General features: G+C 33.8%; 18 protein-coding genes. 2 read left to right on the top strand and 16 right to left on the bottom strand.

Features of this window, described 5'->3' with window-relative positions; translation table 11 throughout:
* Positions 1-83: 83 nt before the first annotated feature.
* The 16 genes from EDD66_RS04965 to EDD66_RS04890 form a co-directional block, all read right to left on the bottom strand.
* Entirely contained in the window at positions 84-485 is a 402-nt protein-coding gene (locus EDD66_RS04965) for a TIGR02530 family flagellar biosynthesis protein (protein WP_123608449.1), read from the bottom strand.
* 43 nt (positions 486-528) lie between these two features.
* Positions 529-1,278 (bottom strand): flagellar hook capping FlgD N-terminal domain-containing protein, encoded by a 750-nt coding sequence (locus tag EDD66_RS04960; RefSeq protein ID WP_207667749.1) that lies wholly within the window; start codon positions 1,276-1,278, stop codon positions 529-531.
* Positions 1,279-1,298: 20 nt separating this feature from the next.
* Positions 1,299-2,750 (bottom strand): flagellar hook-length control protein FliK, encoded by a 1,452-nt coding sequence (locus EDD66_RS04955; RefSeq protein ID WP_123608448.1) that lies wholly within the window; start codon positions 2,748-2,750, stop codon positions 1,299-1,301.
* Positions 2,751-2,869: 119 nt separating this feature from the next.
* Positions 2,870-3,637: a MotE family protein gene (locus tag EDD66_RS04950; RefSeq protein ID WP_123608447.1), complete on the bottom strand. Its 768-nt coding sequence runs from the start codon at positions 3,635-3,637 to the stop codon at positions 2,870-2,872.
* Entirely contained in the window at positions 3,637-4,173 is a 537-nt protein-coding gene (locus EDD66_RS04945) for a flagellar export protein FliJ (protein ID WP_123608446.1), read from the bottom strand. The genes EDD66_RS04950 and EDD66_RS04945 overlap by 1 nt, the downstream gene beginning before the upstream one ends.
* Before the next feature lie 8 nt (positions 4,174-4,181).
* A complete protein-coding gene (fliI, locus tag EDD66_RS04940; RefSeq protein WP_123608531.1) occupies positions 4,182-5,489 on the bottom strand; it encodes a flagellar protein export ATPase FliI in 1,308 nt (435 codons plus the stop codon).
* 32 nt (positions 5,490-5,521) lie between these two features.
* Complete coding sequence (locus EDD66_RS04935; RefSeq protein ID WP_123608445.1) at positions 5,522-6,307, bottom strand: FliH/SctL family protein; 786 nt, start codon at positions 6,305-6,307, stop codon at positions 5,522-5,524.
* Positions 6,297-7,307: a flagellar motor switch protein FliG gene (gene fliG, locus EDD66_RS04930; RefSeq protein ID WP_123608444.1), complete on the bottom strand. Its 1,011-nt coding sequence runs from the start codon at positions 7,305-7,307 to the stop codon at positions 6,297-6,299. Before fliG ends, EDD66_RS04935 begins: the two co-directional genes overlap by 11 nt.
* A gap of 6 nt (positions 7,308-7,313) precedes the next feature.
* Positions 7,314-8,915: a flagellar basal-body MS-ring/collar protein FliF gene (gene fliF / locus EDD66_RS04925; RefSeq protein ID WP_123608443.1), complete on the bottom strand. Its 1,602-nt coding sequence runs from the start codon at positions 8,913-8,915 to the stop codon at positions 7,314-7,316.
* A 68-nt stretch (positions 8,916-8,983) separates the two neighbouring features.
* Positions 8,984-9,295, bottom strand: coding sequence for a flagellar hook-basal body complex protein FliE (fliE, locus tag EDD66_RS04920; RefSeq protein ID WP_123608442.1), 312 nt, complete (start codon positions 9,293-9,295; stop codon positions 8,984-8,986).
* 46 nt (positions 9,296-9,341) lie between these two features.
* Positions 9,342-9,779, bottom strand: a complete 438-nt coding sequence (gene flgC, locus EDD66_RS04915; RefSeq protein WP_123608441.1) for a flagellar basal body rod protein FlgC — start codon at positions 9,777-9,779, stop codon at positions 9,342-9,344.
* Between the two features lie 34 nt (positions 9,780-9,813).
* Positions 9,814-10,203, bottom strand: coding sequence for a flagellar basal body rod protein FlgB (gene flgB, locus EDD66_RS04910; protein ID WP_123608440.1), 390 nt, complete (start codon positions 10,201-10,203; stop codon positions 9,814-9,816).
* Positions 10,204-10,490: 287 nt separating this feature from the next.
* On the bottom strand, positions 10,491-11,264 hold the full coding sequence (codY, locus tag EDD66_RS04905; RefSeq protein ID WP_123608439.1) for a GTP-sensing pleiotropic transcriptional regulator CodY: 774 nt from the start codon (positions 11,262-11,264) through the stop codon (positions 10,491-10,493).
* 176 nt (positions 11,265-11,440) lie between these two features.
* Entirely contained in the window at positions 11,441-13,513 is a 2,073-nt protein-coding gene (topA, locus tag EDD66_RS04900; protein WP_123608438.1) for a type I DNA topoisomerase, read from the bottom strand.
* A 61-nt stretch (positions 13,514-13,574) separates the two neighbouring features.
* Entirely contained in the window at positions 13,575-14,723 is a 1,149-nt protein-coding gene (gene dprA / locus EDD66_RS04895) for a DNA-processing protein DprA (RefSeq protein ID WP_123608437.1), read from the bottom strand.
* A 35-nt stretch (positions 14,724-14,758) separates the two neighbouring features.
* Entirely contained in the window at positions 14,759-16,294 is a 1,536-nt protein-coding gene (locus tag EDD66_RS04890; protein WP_123608436.1) for a YifB family Mg chelatase-like AAA ATPase, read from the bottom strand.
* Positions 16,295-16,494: 200 nt separating this feature from the next.
* On the opposite strand from EDD66_RS04890, the gene EDD66_RS04885 reads away from it, so the two are divergent.
* The gene (locus tag EDD66_RS04885) at positions 16,495-17,787 is read left to right on the top strand and encodes a LysM peptidoglycan-binding domain-containing protein (RefSeq protein ID WP_123608435.1); all 1,293 of its coding nucleotides are present in this window, start codon (positions 16,495-16,497) and stop codon (positions 17,785-17,787) included.
* 193 nt (positions 17,788-17,980) lie between these two features.
* On the top strand, positions 17,981-19,303 hold the full coding sequence (locus tag EDD66_RS04880) for a LysM peptidoglycan-binding domain-containing protein (protein ID WP_123608434.1): 1,323 nt from the start codon (positions 17,981-17,983) through the stop codon (positions 19,301-19,303).
* Positions 19,304-19,402: the final 99 nt, after the last annotated feature.

Here is a 19,402-nt window from a genome sequence, read left to right as displayed (position 1 = left end):
ACACATTTTTTAATAATTTGCTATAATATTCTTCATCTTCTCTGTCATTCAAAGATGATTCGCTTCCTAAAAGGTCCAGCTACTTAAATAATTACAGCACCATCAATATTGGTAAAAATTTTATTCTCACTATCATTTACTGCAGTGACAACCGTATTATTCTTAACATTTACAATAAACGCAAGATCGTCAATCATCACCAAAGACTCATTAATTCCTTTTTCAGAAGCTTTTCTTGCTCCTAATTCAAGTCTTTCCAGTTGTGAATCTGACAGATCAATGTTCCTCTCTGCTAATCTATCATTGGCATGTTTTGAGAATTTTAACTCACCACCATCAATTATCTCTTGTTTCTTCTCTAATATAGATTGAAATGATTGGGAGTCAGCCTTTAAAGGCTTGTCCACATACTTGTTTTTTGGATTGGTGACGAGCTGCCCTGTCATCTGCTCAATGGAAGGAAAATTGTTTTTAGAAATATTCATATCATCTTCCCCATTTCTATCCTATTCTTAATAATACAGAATATTAAGATTCGCTTGGTGTCTTCGTAGAATCTGTAACAGTAAGGGTAACTGTGTCCTTCACAGTAGTTTTACTAACATCATCAAATACTATTTGAACTTTATAAGCACCAACCTCAAAGTCCTTTAACGCCTCTTTATCGATTGTTAATAAACCACTTTCACTAATGGATACATATTTATCTTCAATCGTGACTTCGCCAATCTTAATTGTAGCTTTTGTTGCAGCATTTTTACTGCTTCCAAGACTTACTTGAAAACTTTGGTCAATTGGTGTTGCCTTATCAAAGCTTAAATCTGTCTTAGTTACATAAGGTAAACCAAGGGAATCTAAGAATGCCTCATCAATTACAGTATCCAGATTACTTGCCGGATATAGGCTTCCGTTAATAGAGAGATAGGCAGCTCCATTGGTCATTGTAGCAAAATCAACCCTGCCACTTACATAACTTGTATTTCCACCTGTATCAACAGTCTTCATAATAACATTCTTACCAACCAAACCAAATGCCTGGGTATTCGTACTTGTGGTATTTAGATTCTGCATCTGCTCTAACTGTGAAAAGGTAGCCAGCTGTGCCACATATTCCGTATCTGTACTAGGATTAAGTGGATCTTGATATTTCATCTGTGCTGCCAGCAATTTTAGAAATGCATCTTTGCCAAGGGTATTGTTGCCATAATTACTAGTTTTTGAAGTAGTGTTCATATCTTTTAATACTCCATTTTCAACACCATTCACTAAATCTGCCATTTTGTTTCCTCCTTTCTTTTTTATGCGGTGTAGCTTACTGTACTGCCATTCATTAACATCTCAGTCGTAATACTGTCATCAATGGATAAGTCATTACTTTCATCAAAACCATCTAATTTCAGAGGCCTTTTTGATTGTTTTTGTTCCTGGCCTTCTTTAAATGTTTCATTACTTTCTGAAAATGTAAAATTTGAAACTGTGACATCAATTGATTCTACCTTAACACCCTGGTTGTTCAAATTCTCTTTCAAAATCTGTATTTGACTTTCTATTGCTTCTTTTGCCACTGCATTTTGGACTGTAAATTGTGCAGTCAATACACCTTCTTTTGTGGTTACTGATAAATTGACTTTTCCAAGGTTCTCCGGATTCAAATGAAGCTCCATGCCTGTTGCATCAGGTTTAATATTAATTCTGATTTCTCTGACAATCTGATTCACAATATCTCTCATCTGAGTCACTTCTACAATTTCCTGATTTACTCCATCATTTCGAATGGTAGTAAAGGTAAGATTATTAATGAATTGATCAGTCTTAGAGGCCACAGAGGTATCCTTATTCTTTTCCTGCCCATTTCCATTCATTGTTTCATTGCCTGAATTCCTGTTATCATCATCACTAACTTTCACATTTTCCATATCCGGATTCTGTTCCTGTGACTGGTAAACCTTCTGATTCTCTTTTGCATCATTGCCATTTACTTCTTTGTGAACAGTAAACTTTATCTCCTGCTCAAGAGACTCTGGTTCCGTTCCATCGACAGGCATATCCTTTGTGACCTGATCAGCTATATTATTATCCTTTGAAATCTCTGTTTCGCTCGTACTGTATTCTAATGTTGATTTATCAGAGTTTTTACCAAGAAGATATTGAAGTTCTTCTTCTGTAATTCCAAAGTCTTGAATATTTAACTGATTCATCTCCCCAGACAGATTCATTAATTGATTCAATAAATTCTCATTAGTAAGCACTGCAGTAATATCAGTTTCACCAGATGCTGTTAATACCAGATTCTTTAAATTATCAGCATTTAATAAATCTATCATTGTCAAACCTAATGTACTCATGATCTGATTTAATTCTTCTTCACTGATATTTAAAGATTCTTTCACTATAGATTCAATCTTCTCTGATAAAGCTGAAATTTCTTTACTACTTTCATCAATTATCGTGGATTTTATGTCTTTTTCTTCATTGGCATCGGATACTTTTTTTGTATCTTTAGGACTTATTGCGCTATCTGCCACTTGATTTTTTTTCCCTGTCTGTGAAGCATTTACATCAACTGTTTTTTTACTATTTGCTTTTTGGTCAGCCCTGGTAGATACATTTTGATAGTCAGAATTTAAATTGCCATTTAAATACTTGCTAAAATCACTATCAACAGGCGTATTTTTTGAATTTAATGTATTACCGGAATTGGTTGAACTAAGGATGTTCACTCCTCCCGAAGTAATTGTCTGTGCTGTCATACGGCTCCTCCTTTCCTTAATATTTGTGCTTTGAATGTTTCATGAACCATTCTCTGCTCTATGCTAAGTTGACTATATTTAATAATCAATCTTAGTATCTCATTCATAATTTTGATGCTTTATTCCATTAAAGACATTTTCTTTGTGATTCTGGCAGCAATAGCACTATCCATTTTTGCTAAAATTGCTCCACTTTCTTTTGGTTTCATACTCCTTAGTATTTTGCATACTAAATCTAAATCTCCTGTCATTACTTCAAGAATTGGAGCTGCCTCTTCCGGCTTCATTGTAGAATATTGTTTGGCTTGATTTTTAATTTCTTCATCCACCTGCATTTGCTGAATCACTTGTTTATATAATTCTTCCGCATGTGTAGGATCTATACTTTCATAATATTTCTGATATTCAGTAATTTCCGGAGCTTTTTCATTAAACACAACTTCTGTTTCAAATTCTTTTAATTTCTTCTCATATTCTAATTGATTCTCTTCAAAAACTTTAAGTCGATCGATTTCAGCTTGTAACTGGGCTACACTAGAACCTTCTTCAGATTCTGATTGTTTCATGCTGTCCAGTTCTTTCTCAAGTTTTTTAATAACTTGTACAGCTTCACTGTAGTTCTTATAAGGATAATCATTCTCTTCTGCTAACTGTTCATCCGGAACGGACGGCAATACTCGGTTGATTACAGGAATATCCTTTAAAACCGGCCTTAAAACCGTGCTGCCAAAGCCTCCCACATCAAACTTTATTAATAGTGCAAAAACTCCAAGCCATATTAAAACAATTGCAAGAATGATTAATGAAGTTATAATCTTACTACCAAAACTTTCCTTCTCCCGGTCAAGTCCGTCGAATTGCTGATCCCTCTTATTCTTCTTTGCCATTATTTATCTTCCTCACTACTTGTAGTATTGTTAAACTTAAAACTGACTAATTCATCAATTTCCTTACGTTCTTCCGCATCAATTTCTTTCTTGAATTCTTCAAAAGCATTTTCCTTCAGCTTTTCATAAGTTTTCCTTTCTATCATTGCTTTATTTAGCTTATCTCTCGCAATTTCTAACTCATGTTCTGCTTGCTTTACTTTTATCTTTTGTACTTTTATATGATATTTTGTGGTTTCTATTGCATTCTCATGGGTTTTAATCTCTAATAGATTTAACCTCCTGGATGTAGTTACCTTATTCTCTGATTCCTTTTCATTAGCTATAAACAGGTTATTATTCATTCCCTCTGGCTCCTGATGAATTAAAGATCTGGTTAATTGTTCATAAAATACCTTTTTATCCTCAAATTCCTGTAATACCTTTTCTTCTTGATTTAGTTTAGCTCTTGCTTCTCCATAGGCGGTTTTCGCCTGATCTTCCAGTCGAAATTTAATATCAAGAATATTTTGCATTTTAAAGATAAATTTTGCCATATCTTATCCTATTCTTCAAACAATTCACTCATCATAGTTATTATCTCAGGAAATTCATATTTATCATTTACATTCTGAGTCAAAAACTGATTTACAGCTTCAATATTAGCGATCGCATAATCGATATTCTTATTAGAACCTGCTTTATAAGCACCAATATTAATCAAATCTTCTGCCTCATTATAAGTTGCTAATACTGCTTTTAATTTATTTGCAGTTTGTTTATGTTCACTTGTTGCAATTGCACTCATGACACGGGAAATACTTTGTAAAACATCTATCGCTGGGTAGTGATTCTTGTGAACCAGCTTTCTTGACAGCATAACATGCCCATCTAATATACTTCTCGCTGTATCTGTAATTGGTTCATTAAAATCATCACCATCAACTAAAACAGTGTAGAGACCAGTAATAGAGCCAATATCTGACTTCCCTGCTCTCTCAAGAAGTTTTGGCATTTGTGCATAAACACTTGGCGGATAACCTCTTGATACCGGTGGTTCTCCTGATGCCAGACCAATCTCCCTTTGAGCCATTGAAAATCTTGTTAAGGAATCCATCATGAGTAAAACATCTTTCCCCTGATCCCTAAAAAATTCAGCGATTGCTGTTGCTGTTTTTGCTGCTTTGTTACGAATAAGAGCAGGTTTATCAGAAGTTGCTACTACAACAACGGAACGTTTCATTCCTTCTTCTCCCAGATCTCGTTCAATAAATTCACGAACCTCCCTGCCACGCTCTCCAATGAGCGCAATTACATTGATATCTGCTTTTGTATTTCTTGCAAACATACCTAGCAGCGTACTTTTACCAACACCACTTCCTGCAAAAATACCAATTCTTTGACCCTTACCTACTGTGATGGTTCCATCAACTGCCTTAACACCTAATGGCAGTACTTCATCAATGAGTTCCCTTTTTAAAGGATCTGGAGGCATTGCTTCTACAGAATATCTGTCATAGCAATTAAAATCGGTTCCATCAATTGGATTTCCTAATCCATCCAGGGTTTTCCCTAATAAATCCTCTCCAACAGGAATCATTAATGGTGCATTGGTACATTCAACTGTACTTCCTATACCTACACCCTCTACATTGTCGTAAGGCATTAATAAAATTCTATCATCCTTAAATCCAACTACTTCTGCCATAATTGTCTGGGTTTTATCTTTGGAAACTATAATACATAAGTCATTTAATCTTGCGTCTGGTCCTATAGATTCTATTGTTAAACCAACAACTTTAACTACTTTACCAAGTTTTTTTTCATATGACTTATCAAGTAATTCTCTATATTTGCTAAAGTCTATGGATATCAAATGATTACCTGCTTTCCCCTCAAAATCTGCTAAATACGTGCAAGAATCTTTAAATCTGTAATAAGATTCTCTAATTTAATATTTAGGCTACAATCAATCATACGATTATCTGTTTCAATGAAACATTCGTTACTACTTAAACTGTTGTCTTCAATAATTTCAAGCTGGGCATCGTTTTTCAAAATATTCGTAATTTCTTCTCTCTTAGATTCCACTACCGGATAATCATCTTTTGATACTTTAATTGTGTAATTCTTACTATTTTCTGTACCTGTAATTGCCTGGTGTATGAGATAGTGAATTATTTCTTTATGATCTTCAGCCATAACTCCAGTTAATTTGTAAAGATAATCAATCATTAATTTCACGAAGGCCGGTTCAACCTCTTTTATTTTTTCGTTATAATCCTTTTCAAGAGAAACAACCTTTTCTTCCAGTTCTGTTTTTAGCCTGGCGATTTCATCCTGACCCTCTTTTTTGCCAATAGAGTACCCTTCATTTCTGGCATCTTCAAATATTTTTTCTTTTTCAAGATTCGCTTTGCTAATCCCATCATTAATGATTTGCTCCGCTTTTTCATTTGCATTTGCCAGAATCTCATCCACCATTTCATCTGTATTGATTTCTGGGGTTATCTCCACATTCTTTGCGTTAATCCCTTCCACAAATGTTTTTGCTTCTTCATCACCAGATTCAACATCTACATTTGTGACCGGATTAAACTTATATATATCTTCACGATTGTTCGAATCTATCACTCGTTTTTCAGTACCACTGAAATAAATATAGTTGGATTTAATAAGATTAGACAACAATCTCGTCACCTCCACCTCTGGAAATAATAATCTCTGAAGAATCTTCTAGTTTTCGAATGATATTAACAATTTTCTGCTGTGCTTCTTCAACATCCTTCATACGAACAGGACCCATATATTCCATATCTTCCCGGATCATAGTTGACAGACGTTGTGACAAGTTATTAAAGATAACATTTTGAACTTCTTCATTAGAACCTTTAAGTGCAACAGCAAGCTCGTTATTATCAACTTCTCTAAGAACTCTTTGAATAGATTTATCATCAAGCGATAAGATATCTTCGAATACAAACATCTTTCTTCTGATTTCATCTGCAAGTTCTGGCTCTTCAATTTCAAGAGTTTCCATAATATGTTTTTCAGTTCCTCTATCCACAGTATTTAAGATTTCTACAATAGAATCTACACCACCTACAATTGTGTAATCCTGGTTTACCAAAGAAGATAGTTTTCTTTCTAATACCTTTTCCACTTCCTTGATTACATCTGGAGAAGTCCTGTCCATCTGTGCGATACGTTTTGCAACATCTGCCTGCTTATCAGGGGCAAGAGATGAAACAATCTGGGATGCCTGGGCAGAAGATAAATAGGAAAGGATAAGAGCAATTGTCTGAGGATGTTCATCCTGAATAAAGTTTAGCAACTGACTTGCATCTGTTTTCCTGACAAATTCGAAAGGTCTGACCTGTAATGATGCTGTAAGTTTACCAATAACATCTCTTGCTTTTTCTGCTCCTAATGCTTTTTCAAGAAGTTCTTTCGCATAGCCAATACCACCTTCTGCAATATATTGTTGCGCTAAGCAGATCTCATAGAATTCATCCATGATAGATTCTTTCGTATTTGGTGAAATACTTCTTGTATTTGCAATCTCTAAAGTCAGAGTTTCGATTTCTTCTTCTTTTAAATGTTTAAAAATACTGGCAGATTTCTCTGGTCCAAGTGCAATTAACAAAATCGCGGCTTTTTGAACTCCCGATATTTCTGTATTCTTCGCCATATTATTCTACCCCCAGTCCTCATTAAGCCAATTTCGAAGCAATTGAGCAACTGCTTCCGGATTCTCATCCACAAATTTCTCAATCAACTTACGAGTCTCAGATTTTTCACTAAATTCAATATCTTCAAGAGATAGATTCTCTTTTGTAGTTGCAAGCAGTTGTTCCACTGACAATTCTGGCTCAAGTTCAGTAACTTCAACTGGCGCCATTCCTTTAAACACTACAAAAATTAATAATGCAACGATTAACACTGCCAGAATAATCATTAAATAATTTGATAAGGATGGAGAAGTCTTTTCAGATGCTTGAAAAATTGGTTGTTCCCACGCAGTAATCGTCATCTTATTTGCGCTGATTCCTGTTGTGTTTGCTACCGTATCATATACATCCTGTGTCACTTCCAATTGAGTCCTTGCATCATTTTCCAGGATATATTCATCAAATGTAATACCATCTAATGTCCCCTGCTTTTTCAAATCATCTTCTTTGACTACTTTATAATTAATTAATACAATACCTAAAGAAGATTCGTCTGGTTTTACTGCACCAATCTCTTTTTCAGTATTCGTAACTCTTTCATTTGGTTTATACTGGTTTTTCTCTATAACAACACTACTGTCAGTTGACCCGTTGGTTTCTATGTTATAAGTCGTACTGTCTCCATTAGAATCTGTACCCGGTACTCCGCCACTGGCTGAAGTCCCTTTGCTTTCATACGTATAACTATTATCTAAAACACCCTGATCTTCTCCTTCCGCCGGAGTATATTCTGTATAAAGATCAGTTACTTTGTCCATATTAAATACTATATTGGATGCTCCGATTTCTGCATCATCATATCCCATTTTAATTAACACGGAATATACATTGTTCACGATTGTATTAGTTAATCTTTGTTTATATTCGAAAGAAGAATTGATGTTACCACCTGCTGATAAATCATTATTTCCTCCAAATAGTAAATTTCCATTCTGATCAGATATGCGAATATGATCAAGTGTCTGATTACCAACTGAGTTAGCTACATGATTCGCAATTGCATCAACGGATGATGTTTGAAAATCATCTGTAGTCGTAAGCAGTACGCTTACGGATGATTCTTTTTCTTCAGATAATATGGTATAATCCTGAACTGGTTCGTCAATTCGAACAACTGCATCTTTTACACCAGCATAACGAATGACATCGTTTCTAAGACTATTTTGTAAAACGTACATCGTTTTTAATTTACGCTCTTCATTCGTCGTACTGATACTATTGTTAAACGCATCTTCTTCTGTCATTCCAGTCGAAGGTATATCATTATTTCCCAAAATCATTAAGGCATTGGTTTTTTCTTTTTCATCCACAGATACTACTAATCCATCGCTGGATAACTTGTATTTGATATTCTCGGCTTCCAATAAATCTACTACTTCACTAGCTTCTGCAGTTTTATCAAAAGCTGCTAATTTCGTATATTGAGTACGAGTTAAAAAATAAGATAATAATACTATGGTGAAAAAAACAACTGCAATGACACTAATAATGATAGTTTTTTGCTTACTTGTATATTTATTCCAAAATTCTAATAATTGCGCAGGTAATTTCTTTAATTTTTCTACCATGTGTTTGCTCCTTCAGTTACATCATTCTACGATTCATTAAAAAGGTGTTTTCCAATTTTTAACTAGTGTTAGAATTGTAGACTCATAATTTCTTTATAAGCTTCTACCACCTTATTTCTTACAGCAACTGTGTATTGTAAAGAAGTATTGGCTTTGCTTTGTGCAATCTGAAGATCATGTGTATTAGTGGATATCCCCAATGCATATTTCATTTCTTCCTCTTCTGCCGCATTGGTTAAACTATTGGTATCATTAATCATTGAAAGTGCAGATTCAAATAATGCTTCAAAAGATTCATTCCGAGTGGTTGATACTTTACTCGCATAATTCTTATTATATGTGCTTACACTTTCTAAACTCCCTATCGATGTAATATTCATTATTAGCCTCCTAATATATTAATCTAACTCAAATAAATACCCCTATTTATTTACCTATTTCTAAAGCTTTCAGCATCATATTCTTGGTTCCATTAAAAGCAGTTACATTTGCTTCGTAAGAACGGCTCGCATCTATTAAATTAGTCATCTCTGTAACTGTATTCACATTAGGATATGACACATATCCTTCTTCATTGGCATCTGGATGAGACGGATCGTATACTTCTCTCATTGCCGTCTGTGTATCCTCTACAATATTCGTTACTTTAACACCATTACTGGTATTACCTGCAACCATTCGAAGTACATTACTAAAACTCGTTACATCTTTCTCTGCCATAACTACCGTTTTACGTCTGTATGGATTACCATTTGCATCACGTGTTGTATTTACATTTGCAATATTTTGTGAAATTATATCTGTTCTAAGCCTTTGAGCAGTCATTCCACTCGCGCTTATATTAAGTGCATCTAACATCGACATGTTATACCCTCCTCAATTTATCTGCTGACTATCATCAGGTTATATTCAACACAGTTTTAATCCTGCTAAATTCCTGTGTAATACTATCACTAATTGTATAATACCTTAATTGATTTTTAGCGAATTCCGCTTCTTCCGTATCAATATCTACATTATTTCCATCCATTCGGTAGCTTGTATTGGCATGATCCGTATAGGTTGTTGCATTCAGTGTTGTCAGATCCACTTCCCCTACTCTCTCATCCAGTGATTCACCACCTGCAAGTGCCGCCATAAGATATGATTCAAATTGAACATCTTTTCTCTTATAATTTGGCGTGTCAACATTCGCGATATTGTTTGTTAAAACAGTGGTTCTAGCCCAGCTGGCATCCGCAGCCTTATCTAAAACATTGATGTAATTATATGCATCAGATCCTATCATTTGAACACTTCCTTTCCTCTAACAACAATTATAACTTATTTTGACAAAAAAACAATAAAAATTCTTAAATTTACACTTATTTAACGTAATGTATATATTAAATGCAGAATTTTCAACGATTTTTTTCGTCATAATAGGACAAAATACCTATCCAAAAAGGGATATGACCTTAGGCCATATCCCTTTCTTGAACACCCATATTATAATTGTTTTTCATCTCTCGTATTGTTTTCACTTTAGCACCTTATACCATATATTCTTTTGTACAATTGTTTAAATATATGTAATTATTTATGATTCATCTTTTTTAGTTCATCAAAAACTACATCATTGAGCACTTTAATATACGTTCCTTTCATTCCTGAAGAACGAGATTCAATTACTCCTGCACTTTCAAATTTACGGAGTGCATTCACGATTACCGATCTTGTAATTCCAACTCTATCTGCTATTTTACTGGCAACTAAAATGCCTTCATTGCCATTCAATTCTTCAAAGATATGTGATATCGCTTCTAACTCTGAAAATGATAAAGTACTGATTGCCGATTTTACAATTTGAACTTTTCTACTTTCTTCTGCACTTTCTTCATTTACTGAACGCATCATTTCAAGCCCTACAACGGTGGTACCATATTCACTGAGAATAATATCATCGATTGTGTATTTTTCGTCACTCTTGTACAAGAAGAGAGTTCCTAATCTTTCACCCGCAATGTCTATTGGAGTGATAATCGCTTCATACTTTTCAACATTCGGGAATTCAAAACCTAATGTAACCAAATTTACATTTTCTTTTGTGGAAAGTATATTTAGCAGTCTTTCATTAAGCATGCTGTCAATATACCCTCCAACATTATCTTTAATTAATTCTTTGATTTCATCAACGTCGCCTCTGTTCTTGATCCCTAATACCTTGCCCTTTTTACTGATCACAAGTATATTGGAATCTAAGATTTCACTTAACACATCACATATATCATTAAATACTACCATATGCGAGTTATTATTGTGCAAAAGCTTATTAATTTTTCTGGTTTTGTCTAACAACTGTACACTCATTATAATCCTCCCAGTTATCTATATACCCATCCAATTGTACTACTTTCTAAATTTTAACACACCTTTTAGCTAAAAACAATACTTATTTATGACTTTTGACACATACTTTAGTAAATATTACATATTTTTTTATGTTTATCAACTATTCCAACAGAAAAAATAATTGTGTAAACAATCTAATGGGTTTCTTTGCTAGTTTTAACAAATCCACATGTTTCATCAATACAAACTAACTTTGACCCTTTTTCTAACAAAATATTCCCACATTTCGGACACTTTTCTTTGGATGGTTTTTGCCAGGTCATAAAATCACATTCCGGATTTCCTTCACATCCATAATACCTTCTACCTTTCTTGGTTTTACGTATTACGATACCTTTCCCGCATTTTGGGCAATCTACATCTATTTTTTCTAAATAAGGTTTTGTATTTCTACATTCCGGGAATCCTGGACAAGCTAAGAATTTACCGTGAGGGCCATATTTAATAACCATATTTCTTCCACAGTCATCACAAAGGATATCGGTTACTTCATCTTCAATCTTAATCTCTTCCAATTCTTTTTCAGCATTTTTTACAGCTTCATCAAGATCAGGGTAGAAATTGCTTACTACAGTCTTCCAATTGATAGAACCATCTTCCACCTTATCTAATAAAGATTCAAAATTGGCAGTAAAATTCACATCAACAATACTTGGAAATGCCAATTTCATAATGCGATTCACTATCTCTCCAAGTTCAGTCACATAGAGATTTTTATTCTCTTTTGCCACATATCTTCTTGCAATAATTGTCGTTATGGTTGGTGCATACGTACTTGGCCGTCCGATTCCTAATTCTTCCAATGTTTTTACTAAGGAAGCCTCTGTAAAATGGGCTGGTGGTTGTGTAAAATGTTGTGAATGTTCTAATTCCTTTAGAGAAAGTTCTGAATCTTCACTTATGTTGCCGGATAAGACATTCTCTACTTCTTTATCTTCTTCTGTGGAATAAACAGTCATAAACCCTAAAAAAGCTACCTTTGATGCTGCCGTAGTAAAACGGTAACCCCCACCATCTATTTTTATAGAAGTTGTTTCATATTTAGCCGGTTGCATTCTGCTGGCAATAAATCGTTTCCATATCAGTTGATAAAGGCGAAATTGATCTCTGCTCAAAGAATCTTTTACAATAGTGGGTGTCAGCTCAATATAAGTTGGTCTGATTGCTTCATGGGCATCTTGAATTTTCTTTCCACTATTCTTTCCATTGGCCTCTTTTTCAACAAAAGAATCACCATAGGTAGTCTTAATATATTCTTTTGCATTGGCATCCGCTTCGTCAGATACACGGATAGAATCCGTACGTAAATATGTGATCAGACCTATGCTGCCTTTTCCTTTAACATTAACACCTTCATATAACTGCTGTGCAATTCTCATTGTCTTTTGAGTTGAAAAATTTAACGTCTTTGCGGCTTCTTGTTGCAGTTTACTTGTAGTAAAAGGATTTGGTGCTTTTTTTATCCTTTCACCTTTCTTTATATCTGTAATCTTATAATCTGCATTTTCCAATTGCTTCAAAATAGATTTCAGTTCTTCTTCATTATGGATAGCAATTTTACCATTACTGTCTCCATAAAATTTGGCAATTAGAGGTTTTTTATCTCCTTTTACATGAAAGGAGGCTTCCAGATTCCAATATTCTTCCGGAACAAATGCATTAATTTCATCTTCCCTGTCACAAATGAGTCTAAGGGCAACAGACTGGACTCTGCCGGCACTCAATCCTCGTTTTACTTTTGCCCATAAAAGGGGGCTTATACTATATCCCACCATTCTGTCAAGGATTCTTCTTGCCTGCTGTGCATTTACTAAATCCATATCAATATCTCTTGCCTGCTTAATAGATGCTTTTACTGCATTTTTGGTTATCTCATTAAAAGTAATCCGGTGAATATGAGATTCATCTATTTTTAATGCTTTTGTAAGATGCCAGGAAATTGCTTCTCCTTCGCGGTCAGGGTCAGTCGCAAGATAAACGATATCTGATTTTTTCACTTCCTTACGAAGATTGGCTAATAATTCCCCTTTCCCTCTGATTGTTATATATTTGGGTTCATAATCATGTTCCACATCGATTCCCAGTTGACTTTTGGGTAAATCTCTAACATGTCCGTTTGAAGCTAGAACTTCATAATTGGAACCCAGAAATTTTTTAATTGTTTTTGCCTTTGCTGGTGACTCCACTATTACAAGATATTTTGGCATAATAACACTCCTTATATTATAGGTAATTGCAGAATCTCCCGGTTTTGCACTACCTTTTTACCTATGTTGACAATACATAATAATGATTGCCAATCTGCTTTATACAGTCTTTTAGCTGCAAATTAACTAAAATGTCTATCAATTCTTTCATATCTAAATCGGTATTTAAAATAATTTCTTCCAAATGTTTTGGATTCAGACTTAACATATCATAAACTATTTTTTCTTTTGTTTCAAGTTTTTTGTAAATTTTTTTATTCCCTAAAAAATTGTTTAAATTAAGTTCTTCTTTTAAATCACTTGATAAATCACAATATTTATCTAAACACAAATTTTCACAATTTGCAATAAATTCTTCAATAATGTCATCGACACAAGTCACCAATTTGGCTCCCATTTTAATTAGATTATTGCATCCACTGCTTGATATATCCGTTATTCTGCCTGGTATCGCATAAATATCTTTTCCCTGTTCTAATCCATAATCAACAGTGATAAATGTACCACTTCTAAGCTTTGCCTCTATGACCAATATTCCATCAGAAAGCCCGCTGATAATCCGGTTTCTCATTGGAAATAAGCCGGGAAGCGGCGGAATTCCAAGTCCATATTCAGAAATGATTCCTCCACATTGCTCCATCCTGGTATATAATTCAATATTCTCTCTGGGATAACATATATCAATGCCACATCCTAATACTCCAAAAGTACCGCCAATTGTTTCTATTGCTCCTTGATGAGCAAAGCTGTCAATTCCTCTTGCCAGGCCGCTTATAACCTGTATACCTTTCTCACCTAATTCCTTTGCGAAAAACTTTGCCATTTCTTTACCATAAACAGAGTAATTTCTGGCTCCAATGATAGCCATCGTTTTTATGTCTGTTTTTGGAAATCTTCCTTTGACATATAATCCCATAGGCGGTTCAAAAATATGTTTTAACTTTTCCGGATATGCTGTATTGTCTTTTGTTACAAAGTATATTCCTTTTTTATATAATTTATCATAAGATATTTTGGCAGACTCTTTATTTTTATCACTTAATATTGATTCAATATTTTGTTTTGTTAAACTGGGAATTAATATTAATTCTTCCTCCTTTGCATAATATATATTCCTTGCATCTTTATAATAGTCTAATAACTCATTTGCTTTTTTGATTCCTATATCAGGAAGGCAATTCAACCAATGAATATATTCATCATTTAACATTTCATCATCCTTTGCTCTCTAATTTTTATTCTTATTTACATAGACCAGTATTTTTTATCAATACTTCGATAGCAGATGGCTTCGTTTAGATGTGATGCTTTAATATCCAGAGAATCTTCTAAATCAGCAATCGTTCTGGCCACTTTAAGGATTCTGTGGTACGCTCTTGCACTTAAATTTAAATGATGAAATGCTTTCTCAAGGAGCCTTTTCTCTGATGCTCCAAGATTACAATATTTTTGAATCATTTTTGGTGTTAATTCTGAATTAAAATGAATTTCTTCCTCCTGATACCTTTCTAACTGGATCATTCGCGCTTTCATCACACGTTTTCTTATTTCTCTGGAAGATTCATTTATAATATTTTGTTCTAATTCCTTATAATTTATCTGTAATGTTTCTATACATATGTCAATTCGGTCTAATAGTGGCTGGCTGATCTTTCCCAGATACCTCTGTACCTGATTGACAGAGCAGCTGCATCTGTTTCTATCAGGATAATATCCGCAATTACATGGATTCATGGCCGCTACCAGCATAAAATTTGCAGGATACCTAAAACTACCATTTAGCCTTGTAATTGTTACATCTTTATCTTCTAATGGCTGTCTTAAAATCTCTAAAGTATTCTTATTAAATTCTGGCAATTCATCCAGAAAAAGAACTCCACCATTAGCCAGAGAGATCTCCCCCGGTCTTGCTTTTCTCCCTCCGCCCGTAAGAGCAGTAAGCGATATGGTATGATGCGGAGAACGAAATGGCCTTTTAAGAATTAAAGATTGATCATTATTTAGCAAACCAAATACACTGTAAACTTTTGATATTTCCATACTTTCTTCCAGAGTCAGTTCTGGCATAATTGTTGGTATTCTCTTAGCGAGCATGGTTTTTCCTGCCCCAGGAGTTCCAATAAATAGAATATTATGCATACCTGATACTGCAATTTCAACTGCTCTTTTTGCTGCAACCTGTCCATGTATATCCGAAAAATCAATATCCGTTTCTTCGTCATAATGTTGAAACAGCTTTTCTACATCTACATATTCTGGTTCTATTATACTTTCGTTATTTAGATACCTGACTACTTCTTCTAAACTTTTTACACCAATTACATCAATGTCTGATATAACTGCACCTTCTTTCGCATTATCCAACGGGACAATACAGCGGGAAAAGCCCTGACCTAATGCCATTTTTACAATAGGGAGGACACCATTTACTTTATTAATTTCTCCATTTAAGCTTAATTCACCTATAATGAGTGTATCTCTAATATTTTCTTCGGGAATGAAACCAAGAGTTACCAGAATTGCGACTGCAATAGGAAGATCGAAGGCTGTACCTTCTTTTTTGACATCTGCTGGTGATAGATTAATTGTAATTCTTTTTACAGGAAGTTTAAATCCGGAGTTCTTTAATGAGATTCGAACCCTTTCCTTTGCTTCCTTTACTTCTGATGCGAGGTATCCTACCATTAAGAACTCAGGCAGGCCATCGCTGATATCCGCTTCAACCTGAACAAGAAAACCATTTATTCCATGGACAGCGGCGCTAAATGTCTTATTAAACATATTTGCTCCTTTCTATTCTCATTTGAAAGCAGCATTACCCTATGTAATTATACAGAATTTAGTCGAAATTATCAAGGAATAATTTCCATTACATCCATATTTCTCCTGTCTTTACCTATAATGCAGAAGTATGTTATATATTGAAGAAATTATTCTTCTCTGAAACATATAATATAATAATAATTAATTCGAGGATTACGATGGACATATATGTAGTACAACCAGGCGACACAATTGATTCAATCGCTAATATGTATGGAGTTTCAGCTGCAAAATTAATCCAGGATAATGAGCTGGAAACTCCATATCGCTTAGTGCCCGGGCAAACCATAGTAATTGCATATCCCAAGCAGACATATATAGTGAAAGAAGGTGATTCTGTAACCAGCATCGCAAATGCTTACGATATTACGATTTTGCAATTATTTCGAAATAATCCATCACTTTCAGGAAGAGATTATCTTATTCCAGGAGAAACATTGGTAATTAGTTATCATACCATTAGGCAAATGACCACGAATGGTTTCGCATATCCTTTTATTTCCACGGGCACTCTTCGCAGAACATTACCAAATCTAACTTATCTTTCAATCTTTAATTATCAAACAACACAAGAAGGCAATATAATAACTTATTCCGATGACCTCGAGATAATAGAATTGGCTAAAGAATACCAAACGGTTCCACTAATGATGCTTACAACCTTAACAACCCAGGGAGAACCTAATGTAGACGTTGCATATACTTTATTATTAAATGATGAATATCAAAATAAAAATGCAGACAATATTCTTAATATCCTAAAATCCAAAGGATATTATGGCGTAAATATTGCTTTTAATTATTTAAATGTAACGAATCAGAACCTCTATGTAAACTATATTTCAAAAATTTCAAATCGTTTAACCAGTGAAGGATACTTAGTTTTTATAACCATCAATCCTAATTTTAAAAAAGAGAATAGCGAAGAATTATTTGAAAAAATTGATTACTCGGCTATTAGTCAATATGTTAATGGTATGATGTTCCTGGAATTTATATGGGGAAAAAATGTTTCACCTCCTTCTCCAGTTTGTTCCTATACTAATTTAAAGACCTTGACGGAGTATGTCATCACTCTGGTCCCCCCAGAAAAACTACTAATAGGCAAACCAATTATTAGTTTTGATTGGGCCCTCCCCTTTATTGCGGGCCGGTCCCGGGCTATATCTCTAACTTTAAATGCTACTATTAATTTGGCTCAAGAGGTTAATGCCGTAATTCAATTTGATGAGCCCTCTCAGACACCTTATTTCTATTACTACGATTTTAACTTTGGCCTGCCGGTAGAGCATATTGTATGGTCCATAGATTCCAGAAGCATACATGCACTTGAAGGATTAGTTTTGAATTATGATCTAAATGGAGTGGGAATTTGGAATATAATGATATATTATCCCCAGTTGTGGTTAATCATTAATTCCCAATATGATATTATTAAGATTATAGAATAAAATTAAAGGAAAGAATTTCTTTGTCTTTATAAAATAATAGATTAAATTAACAGTTTAAAATGAAAAAACAAAAAAGGACGTCAAGCCAGAATACTGTAATGGCGTTCTTTTTCTTATATGAGATACCGTATATTAGAACTCTTTTATATTCCTATATCATATAATAATAATAAAATATGAATTTGAGGCTATAATGAATATATATGTAGTACAACCCGGTGATACTATTTTTTCAATAGCTGGTATGTACGGTGTAACAGCTTATCAGTTGATTCAGGATAACGCTTTGGAAAACCCTTATGAATTAGTGCCGGGGCAAACCATCGTAATTTCATATCCAAAACAGACACATACAGTTATAGAAGGGGATTCTATAGAAAGTATTTTAAATACTTACCAAATTACATTTATGCAATTATTGAGAAACAATCCATTCCTCTCAGAGAGAAATTTTCTTTATTTAGGTGAAACTCTGATAATCAGTTATAATACCATTGGAAGCCTGTCCACAATGGGTTATATTTTTCCTTTTATAAACATGAATACACTACGTAAAACATTACCAAATCTTACCTATCTTTCTGTTTTAAATTATAGGACTTCAGAAGAAGGAGAAATAATTACTAGTTCAGATGACACAGAGATTGTGCAAACAGCAAAAGATTATGGTGTAGTTCCTCTAATGATGATTACGACCTTGACAGAACAGGGAGAACCCAATATTGAAATTGAATTCAGTATATTATTAAGTAAAGAATATCAAAACCAGAATATTGATAAGACCCTTAATATTCTTAAAACTAAAGGATATCAAGGGGTAAATATTATTTTCAATTATGTTAATACTACAAATTATTATTTATACGAAGAATTTATTGCAAATGTTGCAAGTCGATTAAACGGTGAGGGATATATGATATTTGTAACTATCAATCCCCATATAGATAATATTAATGACGAAATATCTTTTGAAAAAGTAGATTATTCAGGAATCAGCCAACACGTAAATGCTATGGTTTTTTTACGGTTTATTTGGGGGAAAAATTTTGGTCCACCAAAACCAGTAAGTTCTATCACAAATTTAAAAGCTTTTATAGATTATGTACTTACCACAGTTGAACCTGAGAAAATCATATTAGGAAAACCAATCATCAGCCTTAATTGGGAACTTCCCTTCATACAGGGTTCATCAAACTCTAATGCCCTGACCCTAAATGCAACTATTAGTTTAGCAAATGACGTTAATACGACAATTCAGTTTGATGAAATATCATACACACCATATTTTTACTATTATGATTATAACTTTGGTATACCAATTCAGCATATTGTATGGTCTATAGATGCCAGAAGTATAAATATCTTAAATCGTTTAGTTTCTGATCATGGTATTTATGGTACCGGTGTGTGGAATATCATGGTTTATTACCGTCAATTATGGTTGATTATTAATTCTCAATACGATATCATTAAACTATTACCTGACAATCAAAATACAGATTTTCTACTTGTATAACATGATTTAAACAAAATAAATTAAATATTCTAATGTTTAAAGAACGCCAAACCAAAAATAGAGGCGTTCTTTTTATGGTTCTTTTGTTTCAAATAATTA

Source organism: Mobilisporobacter senegalensis (assembly GCF_003752155.1).
Lineage (GTDB): Bacteria > Bacillota > Clostridia > Lachnospirales > Lachnospiraceae > Mobilisporobacter > Mobilisporobacter senegalensis.
Note: the sequence above shows the minus strand (reverse complement) of the source record. Positions and strands in the feature narration are given on the sequence as shown.

What these genes read in the sequence shown, in the direction of transcription:
- EDD66_RS04885 (WP_123608435.1), top strand. Translation starts at nt 16,495, where the DNA reads ATGGACATATATGTAGTACAACCAGGCGACACAATTGATTCAATCGCT.
- flgB (WP_123608440.1), bottom strand. Translation starts at nt 10,203, where the DNA reads ATGATAGGATCTGATGCATATAATTACATCAATGTTTTAGATAAGGCT.
- EDD66_RS04955 (WP_123608448.1), bottom strand. Translation starts at nt 2,750, where the DNA reads ATGACAGCACAGACAATTACTTCGGGAGGAGTGAACATCCTTAGTTCA.
- topA (WP_123608438.1), bottom strand. Translation starts at nt 13,513, where the DNA reads ATGCCAAAATATCTTGTAATAGTGGAGTCACCAGCAAAGGCAAAAACA.
- fliE (WP_123608442.1), bottom strand. Translation starts at nt 9,295, where the DNA reads ATGAATATTACATCGATAGGGAGTTTAGAAAGTGTAAGCACATATAAT.
- flgC (WP_123608441.1), bottom strand. Translation starts at nt 9,779, where the DNA reads ATGTCGATGTTAGATGCACTTAATATAAGCGCGAGTGGAATGACTGCT.
- codY (WP_123608439.1), bottom strand. Translation starts at nt 11,264, where the DNA reads ATGAGTGTACAGTTGTTAGACAAAACCAGAAAAATTAATAAGCTTTTG.
- EDD66_RS04945 (WP_123608446.1), bottom strand. Translation starts at nt 4,173, where the DNA reads ATGGCAAAATTTATCTTTAAAATGCAAAATATTCTTGATATTAAATTT.
- EDD66_RS04890 (WP_123608436.1), bottom strand. Translation starts at nt 16,294, where the DNA reads ATGTTTAATAAGACATTTAGCGCCGCTGTCCATGGAATAAATGGTTTT.
- EDD66_RS04965 (WP_123608449.1), bottom strand. Translation starts at nt 485, where the DNA reads ATGAATATTTCTAAAAACAATTTTCCTTCCATTGAGCAGATGACAGGG.
- fliG (WP_123608444.1), bottom strand. Translation starts at nt 7,307, where the DNA reads ATGGCGAAGAATACAGAAATATCGGGAGTTCAAAAAGCCGCGATTTTG.
- EDD66_RS04950 (WP_123608447.1), bottom strand. Translation starts at nt 3,637, where the DNA reads ATGGCAAAGAAGAATAAGAGGGATCAGCAATTCGACGGACTTGACCGG.
- dprA (WP_123608437.1), bottom strand. Translation starts at nt 14,723, where the DNA reads ATGTTAAATGATGAATATATTCATTGGTTGAATTGCCTTCCTGATATA.
- EDD66_RS04960 (WP_207667749.1), bottom strand. Translation starts at nt 1,278, where the DNA reads ATGGCAGATTTAGTGAATGGTGTTGAAAATGGAGTATTAAAAGATATG.
- EDD66_RS04880 (WP_123608434.1), top strand. Translation starts at nt 17,981, where the DNA reads ATGAATATATATGTAGTACAACCCGGTGATACTATTTTTTCAATAGCT.
- fliF (WP_123608443.1), bottom strand. Translation starts at nt 8,915, where the DNA reads ATGGTAGAAAAATTAAAGAAATTACCTGCGCAATTATTAGAATTTTGG.